General features: G+C 57.6%; 18 protein-coding genes. 10 read left to right on the forward strand and 8 right to left on the reverse strand.

Going from position 1 to position 19,920, the window contains the following annotated elements:
* Positions 1-4 precede the first annotated feature (4 nt).
* Together DHN10_RS06790 and DHN10_RS06795 are read right to left on the reverse strand one after the other, a co-directional pair.
* Positions 5-1,756, reverse strand: a complete 1,752-nt coding sequence (locus tag DHN10_RS06790; protein WP_108814450.1) for a heparinase II/III family protein — start codon at positions 1,754-1,756, stop codon at positions 5-7.
* Positions 1,757-1,825: 69 nt separating this feature from the next.
* Positions 1,826-3,100, reverse strand: coding sequence for an RsmB/NOP family class I SAM-dependent RNA methyltransferase (locus DHN10_RS06795; RefSeq protein WP_108814451.1), 1,275 nt, complete (start codon positions 3,098-3,100; stop codon positions 1,826-1,828).
* 69 nt (positions 3,101-3,169) lie between these two features.
* On the opposite strand from DHN10_RS06795, the gene DHN10_RS06800 reads away from it, so the two are divergent.
* Complete coding sequence (locus DHN10_RS06800; protein WP_108814452.1) at positions 3,170-3,346, forward strand: DUF1674 domain-containing protein; 177 nt, start codon at positions 3,170-3,172, stop codon at positions 3,344-3,346.
* A gap of 87 nt (positions 3,347-3,433) precedes the next feature.
* Positions 3,434-4,549 carry a polysaccharide biosynthesis/export family protein gene (locus DHN10_RS06805; protein ID WP_108814453.1) on the forward strand — a complete coding sequence of 372 codons (1,116 nt, stop codon included), beginning with the start codon at positions 3,434-3,436 and terminating at the stop codon, positions 4,547-4,549.
* A gap of 2 nt (positions 4,550-4,551) precedes the next feature.
* Here DHN10_RS06805 and DHN10_RS06810 read toward each other — a convergent pair whose 3' ends face one another.
* Complete coding sequence (locus tag DHN10_RS06810; protein WP_108814454.1) at positions 4,552-6,750, reverse strand: calcium-binding protein; 2,199 nt, start codon at positions 6,748-6,750, stop codon at positions 4,552-4,554.
* A 209-nt stretch (positions 6,751-6,959) separates the two neighbouring features.
* On the opposite strand from DHN10_RS06810, the gene DHN10_RS06815 reads away from it, so the two are divergent.
* Entirely contained in the window at positions 6,960-8,339 is a 1,380-nt protein-coding gene (locus tag DHN10_RS06815; protein WP_108814455.1) for a phosphomannomutase, read from the forward strand.
* Between the two features lie 137 nt (positions 8,340-8,476).
* On the opposite strand, the gene galE is transcribed toward DHN10_RS06815, so the two are convergent.
* The 3 genes from galE to gmd all read right to left on the reverse strand — a co-directional run bounded on the left by galE (position 8,477) and on the right by gmd (position 11,649).
* Positions 8,477-9,493: a UDP-glucose 4-epimerase GalE gene (galE, locus tag DHN10_RS06820; RefSeq protein ID WP_108814456.1), complete on the reverse strand. Its 1,017-nt coding sequence runs from the start codon at positions 9,491-9,493 to the stop codon at positions 8,477-8,479.
* A gap of 63 nt (positions 9,494-9,556) precedes the next feature.
* The gene (locus DHN10_RS06825) at positions 9,557-10,525 is read right to left on the reverse strand and encodes a GDP-L-fucose synthase family protein (protein ID WP_108814457.1); all 969 of its coding nucleotides are present in this window, start codon (positions 10,523-10,525) and stop codon (positions 9,557-9,559) included.
* A gap of 2 nt (positions 10,526-10,527) precedes the next feature.
* Complete coding sequence (gene gmd, locus DHN10_RS06830; protein WP_108814458.1) at positions 10,528-11,649, reverse strand: GDP-mannose 4,6-dehydratase; 1,122 nt, start codon at positions 11,647-11,649, stop codon at positions 10,528-10,530.
* A gap of 165 nt (positions 11,650-11,814) precedes the next feature.
* Here gmd and DHN10_RS06835 point away from each other — a divergent pair, with 165 nt between their 5' ends.
* The 6 genes from DHN10_RS06835 (at position 11,815) to DHN10_RS06860 (ending at position 17,493) form a co-directional block, all read left to right on the forward strand.
* The gene (locus DHN10_RS06835) at positions 11,815-12,306 is read left to right on the forward strand and encodes a DUF2793 domain-containing protein (RefSeq protein ID WP_108814459.1); all 492 of its coding nucleotides are present in this window, start codon (positions 11,815-11,817) and stop codon (positions 12,304-12,306) included.
* 315 nt (positions 12,307-12,621) lie between these two features.
* Positions 12,622-13,182, forward strand: coding sequence for a F0F1 ATP synthase subunit delta (locus tag DHN10_RS06840; protein WP_108814460.1), 561 nt, complete (start codon positions 12,622-12,624; stop codon positions 13,180-13,182).
* Positions 13,182-14,717 carry a F0F1 ATP synthase subunit alpha gene (gene atpA, locus DHN10_RS06845; RefSeq protein ID WP_108814461.1) on the forward strand — a complete coding sequence of 512 codons (1,536 nt, stop codon included), beginning with the start codon at positions 13,182-13,184 and terminating at the stop codon, positions 14,715-14,717. The genes DHN10_RS06840 and atpA overlap by 1 nt, the downstream gene beginning before the upstream one ends.
* Positions 14,718-14,742: 25 nt before the next feature.
* Complete coding sequence (locus DHN10_RS06850) at positions 14,743-15,615, forward strand: F0F1 ATP synthase subunit gamma (protein ID WP_108814462.1); 873 nt, start codon at positions 14,743-14,745, stop codon at positions 15,613-15,615.
* Positions 15,616-15,633: 18 nt separating this feature from the next.
* Positions 15,634-17,058, forward strand: a complete 1,425-nt coding sequence (gene atpD, locus DHN10_RS06855; RefSeq protein ID WP_108814463.1) for a F0F1 ATP synthase subunit beta — start codon at positions 15,634-15,636, stop codon at positions 17,056-17,058.
* A 9-nt stretch (positions 17,059-17,067) separates the two neighbouring features.
* A complete protein-coding gene (locus DHN10_RS06860) occupies positions 17,068-17,493 on the forward strand; it encodes a F0F1 ATP synthase subunit epsilon (protein WP_108814464.1) in 426 nt (141 codons plus the stop codon).
* Positions 17,494-17,550: 57 nt separating this feature from the next.
* Here DHN10_RS06860 and DHN10_RS06865 read toward each other — a convergent pair whose 3' ends face one another.
* Positions 17,551-18,309: a hypothetical protein gene (locus DHN10_RS06865; RefSeq protein WP_159086943.1), complete on the reverse strand. Its 759-nt coding sequence runs from the start codon at positions 18,307-18,309 to the stop codon at positions 17,551-17,553.
* 124 nt (positions 18,310-18,433) lie between these two features.
* Here DHN10_RS06865 and DHN10_RS06875 point away from each other — a divergent pair, with 124 nt between their 5' ends.
* Entirely contained in the window at positions 18,434-18,784 is a 351-nt protein-coding gene (locus DHN10_RS06875; RefSeq protein ID WP_108814466.1) for an H-type lectin domain-containing protein, read from the forward strand.
* Positions 18,785-18,793: 9 nt separating this feature from the next.
* On the opposite strand, the gene DHN10_RS06880 is transcribed toward DHN10_RS06875, so the two are convergent.
* The gene (locus DHN10_RS06880; RefSeq protein WP_108814467.1) at positions 18,794-19,813 is read right to left on the reverse strand and encodes a ribose-phosphate pyrophosphokinase; all 1,020 of its coding nucleotides are present in this window, start codon (positions 19,811-19,813) and stop codon (positions 18,794-18,796) included.
* Positions 19,814-19,920: the final 107 nt, after the last annotated feature.

Below are 19,920 nucleotides of genomic sequence, written 5' to 3' on the forward strand. Positions count from 1 at the left end.
CTTATCAGGTTAACGATGGGTCCAGCGGATCAGCCTGCCCCAAATCACGCACCACGGTGGGTGTGTCTTGGGTCTTGGCCAGTGACCAGCGGACGCGCGTCGCATAGGACATTGCGCGCCCGGATAAAACCACCTGTTGCGTTGTACGCGGCTTTAATCGCCCATTTTCCAGATAAACCGACGGTGAAAGCGCCAGATCAGCTGTGCCATCATGTTGCAACAGCCAGATTTCGCCTGATTTGAGCGTCAGCGAGACCGCGCTGCCATCACCCACCACGGTGGCCGCGACATCGGGATGCAGATGGAACCGCAGACTATAGGGAAGCGCCGCCCCATTGGTTTCGGCGCGTGCCTGATCAAAAACCGACTTGTCGTCGGTGGTCAGTGCAATCAGGTGATCCTCGCCGGTCAGCGTGCGCCCATCAACCGATAGCGTCAGAACGCGGGCATGGGTCAACCCGTGGCTGGGTTGATAGCCATTGTGGGCCATCTCCAGTTTGCGCGGCCCATCGCCATCGCCGATGTCACATTGCACGCGGCCCGGCAGCACGGTCAGCAAATCGTCTCGGGTCATGGAACGGTCCGGCGGTGCCAAATGCGATGACGACACCCCATCAAGCATCATTGTCGAATGGCTGGGCGTCGCACGGCTGGCACGCCGCCAGTCATCACCAAACCGCGCGCCCGATCCGCAGCTGACCACCAACGGTCTGCGCCCAGAGGTCAGTTCAAACGCCAATGTACTGGCATGAGCATGCAGCGATGCAAGACCACTTGGCGGTGCCGCTGCATCCACGACCAAAGAGGTTCGCGCGCCGGTGACGCGAGCGTAACCCATATGCAGGCCTGGTGTGGGCAGCGTTTTGACACCTGTAGCGGCCAATGCCTCGTCAAGTCGCCCATCAACGCCGCGTCCGCCACCGTGAAACCGGGCAAGGTCGCCATCAGCATGGCGTACCGCCCGCAAAGTCGGCGCGATCTGTTCGATGGCATCCAGAATGGGGCCGGGCATACCTTGGCCTGAGGCATCAAGCACCTGCCGCGTCAGGTTCAGTAGCATCAGTGTCTCAAGCAATTCCTCTGGATTGCGCGTAGCTATGCCGCCGTCAGCGCTGATCCGCGTCTGGCAAGCAGTGGCCAAAGCTGCAACCGCAGGTGCCACATGGTCTTGCATCCCGTGCAGCGTGAAGCCCGCATAGATCATACCGGCTATAGCTTCGAGTTGATGCAGGCTGGGTGGTGCGGCGCGCCAGCGCTGCGACAGGAACAATGTCTGCCGCGCAAGGCTTTGAAGGAACCGGGCCTCATGTGCGGCGTCCTGACCGCGCAGGATGAACTGCGCATGGTTGATCCATCGGATCAGCCGCCGCCCCGTGACGCCGGGGGTCCAGCCTGCGTCATTGCCATCGCCAAAACGGTCGATCCAGTCAAAGATCCAAGTCTGGGCGCGCAGCCGCGCGTCCTCTGTTCCTACCGCCACAAGATCATCCAGCCAGGCGCAGCCCTGAATTTCATTGGTGATCAGCAAACTGCCCGATGTCACGTCCCAGATCGACCGATCTGGCCCTTCAACCATATGGCCCGAAAACAGAAAGTTACCCGCAATGAGCTGTTGGCCGCGCGCAACCTGACCAATGGTGCGCGGCTCTGGCTGGGTGACAAACCTTGTTGTGATATCGGCACGCCCCGCGCGCCGGGCATGGACCCTGTGGATAAAGCGACGACGACGCGCGCGCCAAGTATTGGATTGGGCCAAATGCTCTGATCTCGATCTGCGCCGGTAGGGCTGTTCTTGGCAGGATCATAGAAAACAGTTGACGCTAAGTCACGCAGGCTTTGTTAGTACCGCGACATAAAACCCGTCCATCCCGCCTTGCGAGGCCCAATAGTCGGGGCGCAGGCGCAAGCCGCCTTCGGGTGTGATCCAGTCAGGGTCGATGCCGGGCAGATCAAGGGCGGCTGGATTGGTGGTCAGGCCGGGATGCCGTGCAAGCGCCTCTTCGGTCTGCACCTCGCCTTCATCGGGCAACAGTGAACAGGTGCAAAAGACCAATCGTCCACCGGGTTTTAACAGGCCAAGCGCGTGGTCAATCATCGTTTCTTGTTGGTCGATCAAAGCCTCAAATTCAGCCCCGTCCTTGGCATAGACCAGATCGGGGTGCCGCCGGATCGTACCTGTCGCAGAACAGGGCGCATCCAGAAGCACCGCGTCAAATCCGCCCTCATCAAAGGCAAATGCATCACTGATAACGATGCGCGCCTCCAGTCCGACCCGCGCAAGGTTCTCTGATACTCGCGCCATGCGCTTTTCAGAAACATCTACCGCCGTCACCTTGGCCCCACCTGCGGCCAGTTGCATGGTTTTGCCTCCGGGGGCGGCACAGATGTCCAGTACCTTCAGCCCGGTAAGATCACCCAGTGCTTTGACGGGAACTGCGGCAGCAGCATCCTGCACCCACCAGTCGCCCGCATCGTAGCCCGGCAGTGAGGAGACCTGACCGGCATTCACGACCCGTACAGTGCCAGCCGGAAGGACAGTACCGTTCAAAGCGGCGGCAATCGCTGCGGCGTCGCCCTTCACTGAAAGGTCGAGCGGGGCACCTGCAAAATGTGCTGTCTCCATCCCGGTCACGGCCTCGCGCCCCCAAGCAGCCACAAGCGGTTGGCGCAGCCAGCCGGGGGTCAGCGGGACAGCGCGTTTGGCCCAACCTTCGGGGCCTTCAGCGGCAATCTTGCGCAGGACTGCGTTGGTCAGTCCTTTCATGGCCTGCGTGCGTTTGTTGCGCGCGACAATCTCGACATAGCTGTTCACAACACCATGCGCGGCCTCACCGCTGCACAGCTCGATCACGCCAAGGCGCAGCGCATTCATCACATGCTCTGGCGGTGTCTTTTTCAGGTAGGGCTTGAGCATCCGATCCGCCCGGTCCAACCCGCGCAATGCTTCTGTCGCAAGGCGCTGGGCGCGTGCGCGGTCATCGGGCGCCAGCCGGTCCAGCGCACCTGCACCGATCAATTCCGCCATCAGGCGGCCGTCTCCGGTGATCTGCATCAGCAGGTAGTGGGCGGTGCGGCGGGCGGGCAGACCTGTTTGGCTCATGGCAATCTCACTTGAAGATGGGTGCGCGGGGCGTATATCAAAGCGGAGCCATCGACAAGGAAAGCCTCCATGACCGATCAGCCCAAAGACCTGCCCCCCGCAGCGCAACGTGCCTTGGCCGAAGCCGAAGAGCGGCGCAAGCAGGCGGACGTTGATGCCCTACCAACAGAATTGGGTGGGCGTGATGGACCGGAACCCGTTCGCTACGGTGATTGGGAGAAAAAAGGGCTCGCCATTGATTTCTAGCGGGATTGCCTGCAAGTTCGCGGCAAGGCGTTGTCGCCCATGACATGCGCGGTGTAGGTATTGCAGGCTGCACGAAAGGAATCATCTTTGTTTGTTCATAGATTTGTTGCTGTTATTGCATGTTGCGCGCTTGCCGGATGTGGCTTGCCCCGTGGGGCTGGCTTTCAATCCGAGGTGCTCGCAGCCTCGAACGCCGGCACGGCGGCCGAAGGTGAAGAGCTCGTCTATGACTTTGCTGTCTATGAGGTGACCCGCGATACTTTGCCTGTCATCGGGGCATGGCCAGTAACCGGATCACGCAGCTTGTCCTGGCCCGCAGCAAGGGACCAGCCTGCATCACTGATGATTGCCGCTGGTGACACGGTTCAACTGACAATCTGGGATGCCGAGGAAAACTCGCTATTGGCCGGTGCCGGACAGCGGGTGACGGCCCTGCAACCTGCGCAGGTCAGCGCGAATGGCCGTATCTTTGTCCCATACATCGGTGAATTGCGCATTTCGGGCATGGCACCCAGCACCGCGCGCGCGCGGATCGAAGAAGAGCTGGTGCGCACAATCCCTTCTGCCCAAGTGCAACTGGTTGTTGAACCGGGGCGCAGTAACACGGCCAATCTGTCGTCCGGTGTCGGGCTGCCGGGGCTTTATCCGCTGCCGGACCGGAATTTCAAAATTCTTGACCTCTTTTCGCAGGCTGGCGGGCCGGGGGCTGACATCCGGTCGCCACAGGTGCGTTTGGTCCGCAACGGTCGCACCTTTGGTGTTCCGTTTGAGCGGCTGTTGCGCGAACCGGGTTTGAACATCGCTGTACAGGGCGGTGACCGTATTTATGTCGAGGATGATGACCGCAAGTTTATCACATTGGGTGCGACGGGTTCGCAATCGCTGTTTGATTTCCCAGAAACGGACTTGTCCGCGCTTGAGGCCATCGCCCTGATTGGCGGCGTCAATGCGGGCAGTGCCAATCCCGAGGGTCTTTTGATCCTGCGTGAATATGCGACAAGCGCGGTCAAGGACGGCGTCGCAGGCCCCCCGAAAGAACGCGTCGTCTTTACCATCGATCTGACATCGGCGGATGGCCTGTTTTCGGCAGGGCGCTTTATGCTTGAAGGGGATGACCTGATTTATGGCACGGAAAGCGTGCTTGGCCCGGCACTGACCCTTGTGGGGCTTAGCAATACGCTGACGTCATTGACGACCAATTGATCTTAGAACAGGCTGATGTCTTCGGCTAAGGTTGTGACGTCCGTGATGCCGTCGATGTGCAGGATATTGCCATCACCCAGATCTATGGTGATCCGACCATCTGCAAAGCTGCCGTAGTAAAGCAGGACATCTGCGGCAGACGTCAGCCCGGTCCAGAGTGCCGTATCAAGCGTCAGGTGATCGATCCCCTGTTCAAAATCACCAATGACGTCGGTGCCGCCGTTGAATTCAAATGTATCGGCCCCGGTCCGGCCCCACAGCACATCATCGCCTGCGCCACCATTCAGGTAGTCATGCCCGTTACCTCCGGTCAGTGTGTCATTGCCGCTACCTCCAAACAGAGTATCAGCACCGTCGCCACCATCCAGAATGTCATGGCCAGCGTTCCCAAAAAGCGTATCACTCCCGGCCAGCCCGCGGGCGGTATCATCGCCATTTCCGGCAAGGATCAGATCGAACCCATCGGCGCCCGCCAGCGTGTCTGCCTGATCGGTGCCGTTGATGACCATGCTGTCAGGGGCTGGCTGCAAAGGCGCTCTGCCTAAGCTGTCGCGCAGGGCATCCAGATTGGCGTCTGCAATCAGTTGCAAGGTAGTAAGCATCGAATTTGGACCACCTTGATCGATCGGAGGTTCGCTGGGGCCTGCCCCCGTGTCTGGCGGGGGTGTGGCGGGGCCGGGGTATCCCGGCGTGATGCTTGTGGGCAGACGGGATGCGCCGATCAGATCGGCGGTGGACAGATCGCGATAGTCGATGGGATTGCCATCAGCGCTTTGCACGATCAGTTGCTCATCGCCGTAGGTAATCAGCATCCCATCCGGGCGCAGGCTGATGTAAAGCTGCGAGATGTCACGCAGCATAGGCCAGAGCGACAGATCGATACTGTCCTCGCCGGGGGTGAAATCTGTGATCGTGTCGGTCACACCATCGGCGGACAGAATGAAAAGGTCAGCACCGGAGCCGCCGGTCAGCGTGTCACTCCCTGCGCCATCGCGCAGGATGTCGTCCCCGTTTGATGCGTTGATGATGTCGTTGCCGTTGTGCCCTTGCAGAACATCGGCCCCTGCCGAACCGCTCAGCAGGCCACCCCCCAGCGCCGCGGTGCGCACGACCCCCGGCAGGTCAGTATCAAAGCGGAGTTGGGTGATGCCGGGTTCACTGCTGCTGGCCACATAGATGTCCAGCCCGTCGCCACGGTCGCGGGCGACGATGTCGCTGATGTTATCAAGGCTGACATCCACAGTGTCTTCGATCTGATCACGATGGACCAGCAGACCGCCCTCCAGTAGGACAAAGACAGAAATGCCATCGTCCGCACCGCCAGCAATCACATAGGTTTTGCCATCCGCCTGAATGATGTCGAGCGCGGTTGCGCCGCCATAACGGGTATCGCGCGCGTCAAGGATGTGGTCGCGCACGATCATGCTGCCATCATCCGTGATTTCAATGACGGTCAGGCTGTTGGAACCCGCAGCCGCCAAAACAGCGTAGGTCGCCGCACCAACCTGTGCGGTTTCCAGTGCCGTGGGCGCACTGATCCATAGGCTGTCGTCCGCGCCAATGGTCGTGGCAGTGCCCACAGCACCGGCATCATGTACCGCGCGGCTGGTCAGGGTGTTTTGACCTGCACTGATGCTGAGGATGAAACTGGCTGCGCCAACAGTCGCAACAGCGGTCGCTGCAATCTGGCTGGTGCCTGCATCATAGCTGATCGTGCTGCCTTGCAAGGTGCCGTTCGTGTCAAAACGCAGCGAAGCAAGACCGGTCGCACCTGCCATTGCACCAAAGGCCACCTGACTGCCATCTGCCAGGGTCAGGGTGCTTGCATGCTGGAACCCTTCGAATTGCGCGGCCAAGCTTGTCAGCGCAGTGACTGTACCCAGATCACCACCAGCGTTGACGTCGAGCAACTGCAACGCGCCACCTGATCCACCGCCAGTCAAAAGCTGTGTGTCACCATTGAATGATAGCGTGGCGATGCCACTGACGCTGCCCGCCAGATCAGGGCCTGCAAAGCCTTGGCCATCACCAAGGGTCAGGTCTCCTCCGTCGATGGTCCATTGCTGCACCAGCCCGTCAAAACGTGTGCTGCTGAAAAGATGATCAACCCCTGCGACATTGTTGATCGTCAGATCAGTGATCCGCGAATGCTGGTCGCTATCTGCCGCCGCAGCGTGGTTCACAAGAGTCAAAGAAGGCATGTCTGGCCCCCGACCAACACATCTGAATACAGTCAGAGTCTGGCGCACAGGGATACGGGATCAGTTAAGAAAACCCAGTGTCAGTTGGATTTCTGTCGCGGTTTTTGTTCAACAAAGGGACAGATTTTAATTGAGTATGATCGGCATTTTGTACGTTACGACTCGGCATGCCTCTGGCATAAAGCGGAGGTATTTTGACGAGGATTGTTATGGCACCCAAATTTGGCACCAGCGGCCTGCGCGGCCTTGTAACTGAACTTACGTCGGACTGTGTGTCAGCACATGTGCAGGCCTTCATTGCGTCTTGCCGGGTTGGAACCGGCCTTTTCATTGGTCACGATCTACGAGAATCATCGCCCGCGTTGGCGCAATATGTGGCAGATGCGGCGCGCCGATCAGGTATAGCGGCAACCTTATGTGGCCCGGTGCCAACACCGGCACTGGCCTTGGCCGCAATGTCAGCGGGGGCGGGGGCTGTCATGATCACTGGCAGTCACATTCCGGCAGACCGCAATGGGCTGAAGTTCTATTCCCCCGGCGGCGAAATCACCAAGCAGGAAGAACAGGCGATCCTAGGCGCGTTGGATCAGATCCGGCGCGATAAGGACGGGCCTGCGCCAACAGTGAATGAAACGGCGCCTGACGCTTATCAGGCGCGCTATCAATCTGCCTTCATGGATGCGCTAGACGGCCTGACGGTGGGCATCTATGATCACTCTGCCGTTGGCCGTGATTTGCTGGCATCGCTTCTGCAATCGCTGGGCGCCAGCGTGATGTCCTTGGGGCGTTCGGATGTCTTTGTGCCCGTCGATACCGAAGCGGTGTCGGACGCGATGCGCGCGCAGTTGCGTGCTTGGGCCAAGGAGCACCCGCTTGATGCGATCATTTCGACAGATGCCGATGGCGACCGCCCGTTGCTGACCGATGAAGCAGGCGAGGTCGTGCCCGGCGACATCCTTGGTCAGATCACGGCGCAGCGGTTGCGGGCATCGCATGTTGTCACCCCAATCTCATCCAATAGCGGGGTCGCGCTGTCGGGTGATTTTGCTAAGGTCATCTGCACAAAAATTGGATCGCCTTACGTCATCGCCGAAATGGAGGCGATTGGCGGCGACGTTGTTGGCTACGAGGCCAATGGCGGTTTTTTGTTGGGGTTTGAAGCCAAAGGGCCGTCAGGTTCCTTGCCACCGTTATTGACGCGCGATGCGGTCTTGCCCTTGCTGATCGCCCTATCGGCGTCTCCGGGGGCGGGTGTCGCGGCTTTGGTCGCCACCCAACCCCCACGGTTCACGGCCGCAGATCGGCTACAGGAGGTTGCAACCGACAAGACGGCGGCGCTTTTGACGCGTATGATTGCCGAACCAGCGGTTTGTAATGCAATCCTGAGTGATCTGGATCTGAACCTTGCTGCGATTGATCAGACAGATGGCCTGCGTATGACGATGACCGACGGGACAATCCTGCATTTCAGGCCTTCGGGAAATGCACCCGAGATGCGGATTTATGTTGAAGCGATGACCGCAGAAATGGCTCGCAAACACCTGAATTCCGCGATGCAGCGGGTTGCCAAAGAACTTTTATTGCAATGAATTTCGTCAATGTGACAAAACGCACATAGTTTGCGCTCAAGAGATGGTTAATGTGCCCCTGGGGACGTTCTGAGTGGTAATGGTTAACGATTTTTCTTCATTGCGCCTTGTGTTTGTTGGCACAAGGCGCTTTTGATTCAAGCACCCTTGTACCCATCAGGATTTTTCGACTGCCACGCCCAAGTGCTGGCTGTCATGTCATCCAGATCATGTGAAGCAGCCCAATTTAACTCCGCAGCTGCCCTGCTGGCATCTGCCTGCATTGCTGCAATATCACCTGCGCGCCGAGGGGCTTGCTTGGTTGGGATCGGCTTGCCGCAGGCGCGTTCAAATGCGGCGACCATATCGCGGACGCTATAGCTTTGGCCGGTGCCGATATTGAAGGGCCGTGCGCCGGTCGCACCTTCGGCATAGGTCACCGCGGCGACATGCGCGCGCGCCAGATCAACGACATGGATGTAGTCACGCTGCCCGGTGCCATCAGGGGTATCATAGTCATCGCCAAAGATTTGCAGGAAATCGCGCTTGCCCACGGCAACCTGCGCGATGAAAGGCATCAGGTTGTTGGGAATGTCCTTGGGGTCTTCGCCGATTTGGGCAGATGCATGTGCGCCCACCGGATTGAAGTAACGCAACAGCACGGCGGTTCTGTCAGGGAACGCCGCCGCCCAATCGGTCAGGATACGTTCTGCCATCAATTTGGACTGACCATAGACTGACGTAGGATTTGTCGGGTGGGCCTCATCATAAGGCAGGTAGACGGGTTCGCCGTAAACCGTCGCCGAAGAAGAGAAGATCAGACGTTTGCACCCCGCACGTTCCATCGCGTGCAGCAGGGCGAGCGTGCCGCCGACGTTGACATCATAGTAATACAGCGGCTTTTCAGTGCTTTCGCCCACCGCTTTGAGGCCAGCAAAGTGAATGACGGCTTCGGGCTGAAACGCCTGCATGACCTGATCAAGCATGGCTGGGTCGCGCACGTCACCTGCAAAGTCCATAATTGCGCCATTGGACAAAGCCCGTACACGGGTCAGCACCTCCGGGACGGCATTGCTGTAGTTGTCGAGTACGCAAACCTCGTGCCCTTGGGCCATCAGTTCCAGCAATGTGTGGCTACCGATGTAGCCCGCCCCGCCTGTAACCAAAACCCGCATGGCGATGTCTCCCCTTGGTGTCGGACAGGTCTAGCCACTTTGGGAGGCGGGATCAACGCGCCCCTATGAGGCGCGCAATCTGTGTCCGGCGGCGCGCTGCGTTTCATACCAGCCGTAGGTCTCGGTGATCCCGTCGCGCAGGTCGGTCTGCGCCGACCAACCAAGTGCGGTCATCGCAGAGGTATCCAACTGCTTGCGTGGAGTGCCATCAGGTTTGGACAGGTCGGTCAGCACCTGCCCTTGAAAACCGGTGATCTGGGCGATCATCGCGGCCAGATCCAGAATGCTGATGTCCTTGCCTGTACCCACATTCAGATGACTGCACATGGGCGAAGTTGCGGCCTCATACTGCGTCGTGGGCAATGCAGAAAGGAACATGATCGCATCCGCCAGATCGTCAACATGCAGGAACTCGCGTCGCGGGGTGCCACTGCCCCAAAGAGTGACGCTTTCGTTGCCTTCCTGCACCGCACGATGAAACCGGTCGAGCAGGCTGGGCAGCACATGGGCGAATTGCGGATGGAAATTGTCGCCAGGCCCATAAAGGTTCGTAGGCATCAAAGACCGACAGTCGCGGCCATACTGACGGTTATAGCTTTCGCACAGCTTGATCGCTGCGATCTTGGCGATTGCATAGGGTTCATTGGTGGGTTCCAGCGGTCCCGTCAGCAAGGCATTTTCCGGTATTGGCTGGGGGGTATCGCGCGGATAGATACAGGATGACCCAAGCTGGATGATCCGTTGGACATCCGCATCATGAGCGGCGTGAATGATATTGCCCGCAATCATCAAATTGTCATGGATAAATGCGGCAGGCATCTGATGGTTGGCCAGTATGCCGCCCACCTTGGCGGCCGCCAGAATGATCAGGTCCGGGCGCCGCTTCTTGATAAAGGCTTTCACCGCGGTTTGATCACGCAGATCAAGCTGGGTGCGGTTCGCGATGATAATGTCATTGCCGCCATCACTGATCAGGCGACGCAGAATTGCGCTGCCGACCATGCCAGTGTGACCTGCGAGGAATATCCGCATCGCTATGCCTCCAATGCCACAGGCAGGCCCAGCCCGTGTTCTTTCAACAGCGCATGTCGATGTGCTGACTTGAGGTCTTCGTTCACCATTTCGGCGCACATCTCTTGCGGGGTGATCGTGGGCGTCCAACCCAACTGGGTCTTCGCCTTGCGCGGATCACCCAGCAGTGTTTCAACCTCTGCCGGGCGGAAATAGCGCGGATCAACCCGCATCACGACATCCCCACATTGCACGTTTGGCGCGCGGTTATGGTTCACACCGACGACGGTTGCGATTTCGTCGACGCCTGTGCCGCTGAATTCCAGGTGCATGCCCAGTTCCTCGGCCGTCCACGACACAAAGTCGCGCACCGAATGCTGTGTTCCAGTGGCAATCACGTAATCCTCGGGGTGGTCCTGTTGCAGCATCAACCACTGCATTTGCACATAGTCCTTGGCATGGCCCCAATCGCGCAGCGCATCAATATTGCCCAGATAAAGACAGTCGGACAGGCCCAATGCCACTTGCGCCAACCCTCGCGTGATCTTGCGGGTCACAAAGGTTTCACCACGCCGGGGGCTTTCATGGTTAAACAGGATGCCATTGCAGGCAAACATTCCATACGCCTCGCGGTAGTTCACACAGGTCCAATAGGCAAAGAGCTTGGCCACTGCGTAGGGGCTGCGTGGGTGGAAGGGTGTCGCTTCGGTCTGGGGTGTCTGGCGCACCTGACCATAAAGTTCAGAGGTGGAGGCCTGATAGAACCGGGTTTTCTCCTCAAGCCCCAGAAACCGGATTGCCTCAAGCAGGCGCAACGTGCCGATTGCGTCCACATCAGCGGTATATTCGGGCGCTTCAAAGCTGACGGCCACATGGGACTGCGCGCCAAGGTTATAAACCTCGTCGGGCTGCACTTGCGACAGGATTCGCGTGAGGTTTGAGCTGTCGGTCAAGTCACCATAATGCAGGATCAGCCGGGGGTCCTCGGTTTGGGGATCCTGATATATGTGGTCAATCCGATCGGTGTTCAGCGATGAGGCGCGGCGCTTGATGCCATGCACTTCATAACCCTTTTCCAGCAATAGTTCGGCCAGATAAGATCCATCTTGGCCTGTCACCCCGGTAATCAGCGCAGTTTTTGTCATCAGCGTCGGCCCTTGCAGCGCAGCGATTCATAAAGCTGCCGTTAACCATTAGTGCGCCAGAGGTCTTAATGACGCGTTAACTGATGTGCGGAGGTGTAAGGCCTGATTCACAACTAAGCGGGATTATTGCGGATCAAATTCAACCCAAGCGGAAGGCGCGATCCCATGCCCGACACGACCCCAAACCTTGATTTGCCATTCATCATGCCCGCTCAGGCGCAAAAGCATGTTACCCATAATGAAGCGATTGAGCTGCTTGATATGGTTGTGCAGCTCACGCTTGAACAGATCGAAGCGACCGTGCCGCCAGGTGCGCCGAGTGAGGGGCAGGCCTGGGCGCTGGGCAGCGGTGCGACGGGGGCTTGGGCCGGGCAGGATGGGATGATCGCGACGTGGCGCGGCGGCGGGTGGCTTTTCGTTGCACCGCAGGACGGCTGGGTCGCATGGGTGAACGCTAGCGGCACCTTGCAGGCAAAGGACGGCGGTGCCTGGGTCTTGCTGGCTGCAGCGGGCGGGCATGGCGCGATTGGCAATCTATTGCAGCTAACACCAACAGCAACGGCGCCAGCCGCACCAGCTGCGGGTGACGTATACTTTGATTCCGCAGCCGCGAAGTTGCGTTGTTTTGACGGCACGATCTGGCAGGATCTGTTCTAGACCCAAAACCGACAACGAATGTTTAGAGAAAGCGCGCTGCAGCAATGCGGCGCGTTTTTTGGCATTTTGGAGTGTTCCCTGTGGATAAATCCCGTCAATTGCGCCTTATTCCCTGTTCGGACGGGCACATCGCCGAATATGGGGCGATAAGGCATGGATTCTTGTCGCAGGGTGGTTGCGACACCAACATGGCTCTGCTACATCGCCCAAGATTTTGCCGCTCTCGCGTTCGTGAGGGCCAAGGAAGTTGCCCTCCCGCTGCCCGGTCACTCCCGGGGTCTGTGGGACTGGGCCCAAGATATCGGAAGGCTCCACGTGTCCGAAACTGCTGGTATTTCGACAGGCATTGCCGCGCGCTATGCAACTGCCGTGTTTGACCTCGCCCGCGAAGGCAAGGCGATCAAGGCACTCGAATCAGATGTTGCTACTTTGGAAGCAGCGATGGCCGAAAGCGCTGATCTGCGCACTTTGCTGACCTCACCGCTTTATAGCCGTGAAGAACAGTCTGGCGCGATCTCTGCTGTCGCCAAGAAAATGAAACTCTCTGACACCACAAGCAATGTATTGGCGCTGCTGGCAAGCAAGCGCCGTTTGTTTGTGTTGCCACAGCTTTTGGCCGTTCTGCAGGACATGCTGTCCGAAGAGCGTGGCGAAGTGACCGCAGAGGTCACAACCGCCAAGAAGCTGACAAAGGCGCAAGCCGACAAGCTGGCAAAAACACTCAAAGCCCAAGTGGGCAAATCTGTCACCATCAAAGAAACCGTCGATGAGAGCATCATCGGCGGTCTTATTGTTAAAGTGGGCTCTAAGATGATCGACACCTCGATCGCCTCCAAGCTCAACGCACTCCAGAACACAATGAAAGAGGTCGGATAATGGCGATCCAAGCGTCTGAAATCTCTGCGATCCTAAAGGACCAGATCAAAAACTTCGGTCAAGAAGCCGAAGTGGCCGAAGTTGGCCGCGTATTGAGCGTAGGCGACGGTATTGCCCGTGTGTACGGCCTTGATAACGTACAAGCCGGTGAGATGGTTGAATTCCCCGGTGGTATCCGCGGGATGGCTTTGAACCTCGAAGCCGACAACGTGGGTGTTGTTATCTTCGGTTCTGACCGTGACATTAAAGAAGGCGACACCGTCAAGCGCACTAAGTCCATCGTGGACGTGCCTGTCGGTGACGAACTGCTGGGCCGTGTTGTTGACGGTCTGGGCAACCCGCTGGACGGCAAAGGTCCGATCAAAACGAAGAACCGCGCCGTAGCCGACTCAAAGGCACCGGGCATCATCCCACGTAAATCAGTTCACGAGCCGATGGCGACTGGTCTGAAATCCGTTGATGCGATGATCCCAATTGGCCGTGGCCAGCGCGAATTGATCATTGGTGACCGTCAGACAGGTAAAACTGCTGTCGCACTCGACACAATCCTGAACCAGAAATCCTACAACGACGCAGCGACCGAAGAAGGTCAAAAGCTGTACTGCGTGTATGTTGCTGTTGGTCAGAAGCGTTCGACTGTTGCCCAGTTGGTGAAAAAGCTCGAAGAATCCGGCGCGATTGAATATTCTATCGTTGTGGCTGCAACCGCATCCGACCCCGCACCAATGCAGTTCCTTGCACCATATGCGGCAACCGCGATGGCCGAACACTTCCGCGACAATGGCCGCCACGCGCTGATCATCTATGATGATCTGTCCAAGCAGGCCGTGTCTTATCGCCAGATGTCCCTGCTGCTGCGTCGTCCACCAGGGCGTGAAGCCTACCCAGGTGACGTTTTCTATCTTCACTCTCGCCTGCTGGAACGTTCTTCGAAACTGAACGAAGACAACGGTTCCGGGTCTTTGACGGCGCTGCCGATCATTGAAACCCAAGGTGGTGACGTTTCGGCGTTTATTCCGACAAACGTGATTTCGATCACCGACGGTCAGATTTTCCTTGAAACCGAACTTTTCTACCAAGGTATCCGCCCTGCGGTGAACACTGGTCTGTCGGTTTCTCGTGTTGGTTCTGCGGCGCAGACGAACTCGATGAAGTCGGTTGCTGGTCCGGTGAAACTGGAATTGGCGCAGTATCGCGAAATGGCGGCCTTTGCGCAGTTTGGTTCCGATCTGGATGCCGCAACTCAGCAATTGCTGAACCGTGGTGCCCGCCTGACAGAGCTGATGAAGCAACCGCAGTATTCGCCACTGACGAATGCTGAGATCGTTTGCGTCATCTATGCCGGTACTAACGGTTATCTTGATAAGGTCGACGTGAAACAGGTTGGCCGTTTTGAGGCAGGCTTGCTCCAGCACTTGCGCACAAACGCATCCGACGTGCTCGACATGATCACCAAGGAAGACCCGAAGATCAAAGGCGAAGCCGAAGAGAAAATCAAAGCGGCAATCGACGCTTTCGCAAAAGACTTCGCTTAATCTTTGAGACAAAGGAGACTTTGCTTTGCCTAGTCTTAAGGACCTGAAAAATCGGATCGAGTCGGTCAAATCGACCCGCAAGATCACAAAGGCCATGCAGATGGTCGCGGCCGCAAAATTGCGCCGCGCCCAAGACGCAGCCGAGGCTTCGCGGCCCTACACAGAACGGTTTAACGCCGTGATGGGTGGGCTGGCGGCGTCGGTTGGCGGGTCAGACAGCGCACCCAAGCTGTTGTCCGGTACGGGCAACGATCAGGTGCAACTGCTGATCATCATGACAGCGGAACGCGGGCTGTGCGGTGGCTTTAACGGCAACATCGCCAAGCTGGCGCGGACCCACGCACAAAAGCTGCTGGCCGAAGGCAAGACGGTGAAAATCATCACGGTCGGCAAAAAAGGCCGCGATGCGATCAAGCGTGACCTGGGTGATCACTTTGTCGGGCACGTTGACCTGACAGAGGTGAAACGCGTGGGTTATGCTGACGCGCAAGGCATCGCAAAAGATATTCTTGGCCGTTTCGATGGTGAAGAGTTCGACGTTGCGACAATCTTCTTTGCGCGCTTCGAAAACGTCGTGACCCAGCACCCAACCGCACAACAGATCATTCCTGCCAAGTTCGAGCAGGAAGACGATGTTGAAGCCACGCTCTATGATTACGAGCCAAGCGAGGAAGAAATCCTCGCTGACCTGCTGCCACGTGGTGTGGCCACTGCCATTTTTAGCGCTTTGCTGGAAAACGCAGCGTCCGAGCAGGGCGCACGTATGTCTGCGATGGATAACGCGACACGCAACGCTGGTGAAATGATCGACAAGCTGACAATTCAGTACAACCGTTCGCGTCAGGCTGTGATCACCAACGAGCTGATTGAAATTATTTCGGGCGCGGAAGCGCTCTAGACCCCGGAGAATACCATTATGGCAAACGCAAAAGGCAAGATCACGCAGATCATCGGCGCCGTCGTCGACGTGCAGTTCGATGATCACCTGCCCGAGATTCTGAACGCCCTGAAAACCGACAACAACGGCAAAGAGCTGACGCTCGAAGTGGCCCAGCACCTTGGTGAGAACACTGTTCGCGCCATCGCGATGGACTCGACCGAAGGTCTGGTGCGCGGTCAGAACGTAACTGACGCAGGCACAACAATCACCGTGCCCGTGGGTGACGCTACATTGGGCCGCATCATGAACGTTGTGGGTGACCCCGTTGACGAAAAAGGCCCGATTGGCGAAAAAGATCGCCGGTCCATCCACGCTGATGCGCCTGCTTTTGAAGCCCAGTCCACTGCCTCTGAAGTGCTGGTAACAGGTATCAAGGTCATCGACCTTCTGGCGCCTTACGCGAAGGGTGGTAAAATTGGCCTCTTCGGTGGTGCGGGTGTTGGTAAGACGGTTCTTATTCAGGAACTGATCAACAACATCGCCAAAGTGCACTCTGGCTACTCCGTTTTTGCGGGCGTGGGTGAGCGTACGCGTGAAGGCAACGACCTTTACTACGAATTCATCGAATCCGGCGTTATCGATGCCGAAGACCTGACCAAATCCAAGGTTGCACTGGTTTACGGCCAGATGAACGAGCCTCCGGGAGCGCGTATGCGTGTGGCCTTGTCTGGTTTGACAATGGCGGAATCGTTCCGCGACCAGTCTGGTACTGACGTTCTGTTCTTCGTTGATAACATCTTCCGCTTTACCCAAGCGGGTTCCGAGGTTTCAGCGCTGTTGGGTCGTATTCCATCCGCTGTGGGTTACCAGCCAACGCTGGCGACCGACATGGGTGCGATGCAGGAACGTATTACATCAACCAAGAACGGCTCGATCACGTCCGTTCAGGCGATCTATGTGCCTGCGGATGACTTGACCGACCCGGCGCCAGCGACATCGTTTGCGCACTTGGATGCGACAACCGTTCTGAACCGTGCGATTTCGGAAAAGGGTATTTACCCTGCGGTTGACCCGCTCGATTCCACATCGCGTTTGCTTGACCCAGCGATCGTTGGTGAAGAGCACTATGCAGTTGCCGCTGACGTGCAGCAGATGTTGCAGCGTTATAAATCTTTGCAGGATATCATCGCGATTCTGGGCATGGACGAACTGTCAGAAGAAGACAAACTGACCGTTGCCCGTGCGCGTAAGATCGAGCGCTTCCTGTCACAGCCGTTTGATGTGGCACAGGTCTTTACTGGTTCACCCGGCGTTCAGGTGCCACTGGAAGACACAATCGCGTCGTTCAAGGCAGTTGTTGCAGGCGAATATGATCACTTCCCAGAAGGCGCCTTCTACATGGTTGGCGGCATCGAAGAAGTGAAAGCCAAAGCCGAAAAAATGGCCGCAGACGCGGCGTAAGGAGCCAACATGGCAAACCTACAATTCGATCTGGTCTCGCCCGAACGCCGCTTGGCGTCGGTCGAGGCGTCCGAGGTTCAGATCCCCGGCGCAGATGGCGACATGACGGCCATGGCGGATCACGCGCCCACGATCACAACGCTGCGCCCCGGTATTCTGACCGTGACGCACAGCGGCGGGTCTGACGCGTATGTCGTCTCGGGCGGCTTTGCCGAAATTACTGCGACCGGCGTATCCGTTCTGGCCGAACAAGCCTTGCCAAGGGACGAAGTCACGCAAGAGGTCTACGACCAAATGGTCGAAGACGCGAAGGTGGCGTATGGCCAAGCGCAAGAGACGTTTAAGAACGAACCCGGTCCCGTTGATGACGCAGCCAAACTGCTGTCTGACATGGTAGCGATTGGCGGGCACATTGGTCTGACCGCCCGGAACTAAGCGTTCAACGACAATCTTTGGAAAAGGCCTCGCTTTTGCGGGGCCTTTTGCTTTTGCCTACTGCATCAGGGCGTCAATGGTGGCGCTGGCCAAAACGGCGGCTTGCCCATCAACCGTCGCGTTGATGCTGCCACCCGAACTGCTGCCTGCAATGGCGTGCAAACCCTCTGCCCCCGCTCCGAAAAATACACCGGTCATTTGGGCATCAACGGTCACATCCTTGATCCCGTCGTTCAAGGCACCATTAGCCGCGAAGTTTACGGTGTTGGCGGCACCCGATCCCCCAATTGTACCCGCCGCGATGGCAAGGCTGCCTGTATAAAGAACCACCTCCATCGGAATGGCGACGCCATCGCGGACGGTGATCGTTTCGTAAAAATTACCTGCTGATCCGGTGATCGTGCCGCCCATGAAATCAGCAGACAAGGTTGTTTCGCCCAACAGGTTCACACCGGCGCTTGGGGATGCAGCAAAAAGTGTCATATAGCCCGCATAGTTTATGGTGCCCGACACGGCGGGCAGGTCGCCAAAGGGGGTGGCGCCATCGATCATTGCCATACTTGCAACGGACTGGCTGTCAGGTCGGAAGACATTGAGGAAATATTCGCGCCCCGCTGCATCGACAATGTTGAGCGGATCAGGAGGTGGTGGCGGCGGAGGTGGAGGAGGGGGCGGTGGATCAACAGTACCACCGCCACCACCGTCCGACCCATCGGTACTGTTTGAACCACTGCCGCCGCCACAGGCCGCGACACTTAGGACAAGGGCCAAACACACCCAAAATTGGACAAAGCGGCCCATCATGACGAATTTCACCTAGCATTCTCCACAAGTTAAAGTTTAGTTAGCAGTAAGTTATTAACCAAAAGTTATTGTTTGCCTGTGGAGCAAGGCCATGATTGCCATGGCTTAGAAAGTTTGGAGTGGGTAAAGATTCGATATGCGTCGGTTTAACAGTGGTTTGGTTGGGATTGATCACGGTGATGTGGTCATGTTTTCGGATTTCGAAGACGACGGCCAGATGTGGCGTGGCGAAGGCCCACGCCAGTCCCGCGCCCCGGTCACATTCAAACAATGCTATGCCGTGCCCCCGCATGTGCAGGTGTCCATTTCGATGTGGGATATCTCGAACAGCAGCAACATCCGCGCCGACGTGCAGGCAGAAAACATTACCACCGAAGGGTTTGAAATCGTCTTTCGGACATGGGCAGACACGCAGGTCGCTCGCCTGCGTGTTGCCTGGACATCATTTGGTGAGTTGCCCAATGATGATGGGTGGGAGCTTTACTGAGGCCGGGATTTACTCCGCCGCGTAAAGCCCTTCGTAGATTGGTCCCAATGTTTTGTGATCAAACAATGACGACACCGACGTACCATTCCATGTGTTCAGGATCGCCTGGGCGAACATCGGTGCTGTCGGCACGATGCGGATGTTCTTGCAGGCTTTGACCGCTGCGGTCGCCTCAATCGTGTCGGTGATCACGAGGCTCTTCATCACGGATTTTGAGACGCGCTCAACCGCTGGGCCAGACAGAACGCCATGTGTGATGTAGGAATGCACTTCCTTCGCACCGTTCTCCATCAACACCTCAGCGGCTTTGCAAAGCGTGCCTGCGGTATCAACGATATCGTCCACGATCACACAAACCTTGTCCTTCACGTCACCAATCACGGTCATCTCGGCCACTTCGCCGGGCTTGCCACGGCGTTTGTCCACGATGGACAAAGGCGCGCCAATCCGCTGGGCTAGATCACGTGCACGGGCCACGCCGCCGACATCAGGGGACACAACCATCACCTCTTCGAGCTTACCGCGGAAATGATGCATCGCATCCAGCGCGTAGATGGGTGAAGCATAGAGGTTATCCACCGGAATATCGAAAAAACCCTGAATCTGCGTAGCGTGCAAATCCAAGGTCAAAACGCGTTCAATGCCGGCTTCTACGATCATATTCGATACCAGCTTGGCCGTGATCGGGGTGCGGGCCTTGGATCGGCGATCCTGTCGAGCATAGCCGAAATATGGGATCACGGCAGTGATGCGCGCTGCCGAGGACCGGCGCAGGGCGTCGGCGATAATCAACAGCTCCATCAGGTTGTCATTGGCCGGGTTCGACGTGGGTTGGACGATAAACATATCCTCGCCGCGCACGTTCTCGAAGACCTCGACAAAAATCTCACCGTCGTTGAACCGTTCGACCCGCGCGTCACACAAGCCAACCTCCATTCCCCGGTGCATGGACATGCGCCGCCCGATGGCTTTGGCCAACGGTTGGTTGGCGTTGCCTGAGATCAACTTGGGCTCGAACATTGTGGGCATTTGGGGGTCCTTTGGCAGAAGGGCGAGTTACTGGCATGTAACAGATTCGTGGCGTTGACACCGGGTAGCACAAGCGTAGCCTCGCGCAAAGAATTCCCAAGCCCGAG

It is taken from the genome of Loktanella sp. Alg231-35, from assembly GCF_900143545.1.
Lineage (GTDB): Bacteria > Pseudomonadota > Alphaproteobacteria > Rhodobacterales > Rhodobacteraceae > Yoonia.

Bases quoted from the DNA above. Each gene is read 5' to 3' on its own strand.
- DHN10_RS06795 (WP_108814451.1), bottom strand. From the start codon at position 3,100: ATGAGCCAAACAGGTCTGCCCGCCCGCCGCACCGCCCACTACCTGCTG.
- DHN10_RS06800 (WP_108814452.1), top strand. From the start codon at position 3,170: ATGACCGATCAGCCCAAAGACCTGCCCCCCGCAGCGCAACGTGCCTTG.
- DHN10_RS06810 (WP_108814454.1), bottom strand. From the start codon at position 6,750: ATGCCTTCTTTGACTCTTGTGAACCACGCTGCGGCGGCAGATAGCGAC.
- DHN10_RS06815 (WP_108814455.1), top strand. From the start codon at position 6,960: ATGGCACCCAAATTTGGCACCAGCGGCCTGCGCGGCCTTGTAACTGAA.
- galE (WP_108814456.1), bottom strand. From the start codon at position 9,493: ATGCGGGTTTTGGTTACAGGCGGGGCGGGCTACATCGGTAGCCACACA.
- DHN10_RS06825 (WP_108814457.1), bottom strand. From the start codon at position 10,525: ATGCGGATATTCCTCGCAGGTCACACTGGCATGGTCGGCAGCGCAATT.
- gmd (WP_108814458.1), bottom strand. From the start codon at position 11,649: ATGACAAAAACTGCGCTGATTACCGGGGTGACAGGCCAAGATGGATCT.
- DHN10_RS06835 (WP_108814459.1), top strand. From the start codon at position 11,815: ATGCCCGACACGACCCCAAACCTTGATTTGCCATTCATCATGCCCGCT.
- atpA (WP_108814461.1), top strand. From the start codon at position 13,182: ATGGCGATCCAAGCGTCTGAAATCTCTGCGATCCTAAAGGACCAGATC.
- atpD (WP_108814463.1), top strand. From the start codon at position 15,634: ATGGCAAACGCAAAAGGCAAGATCACGCAGATCATCGGCGCCGTCGTC.
- DHN10_RS06860 (WP_108814464.1), top strand. From the start codon at position 17,068: ATGGCAAACCTACAATTCGATCTGGTCTCGCCCGAACGCCGCTTGGCG.
- DHN10_RS06875 (WP_108814466.1), top strand. From the start codon at position 18,434: ATGCGTCGGTTTAACAGTGGTTTGGTTGGGATTGATCACGGTGATGTG.
- DHN10_RS06880 (WP_108814467.1), bottom strand. From the start codon at position 19,813: ATGCCCACAATGTTCGAGCCCAAGTTGATCTCAGGCAACGCCAACCAA.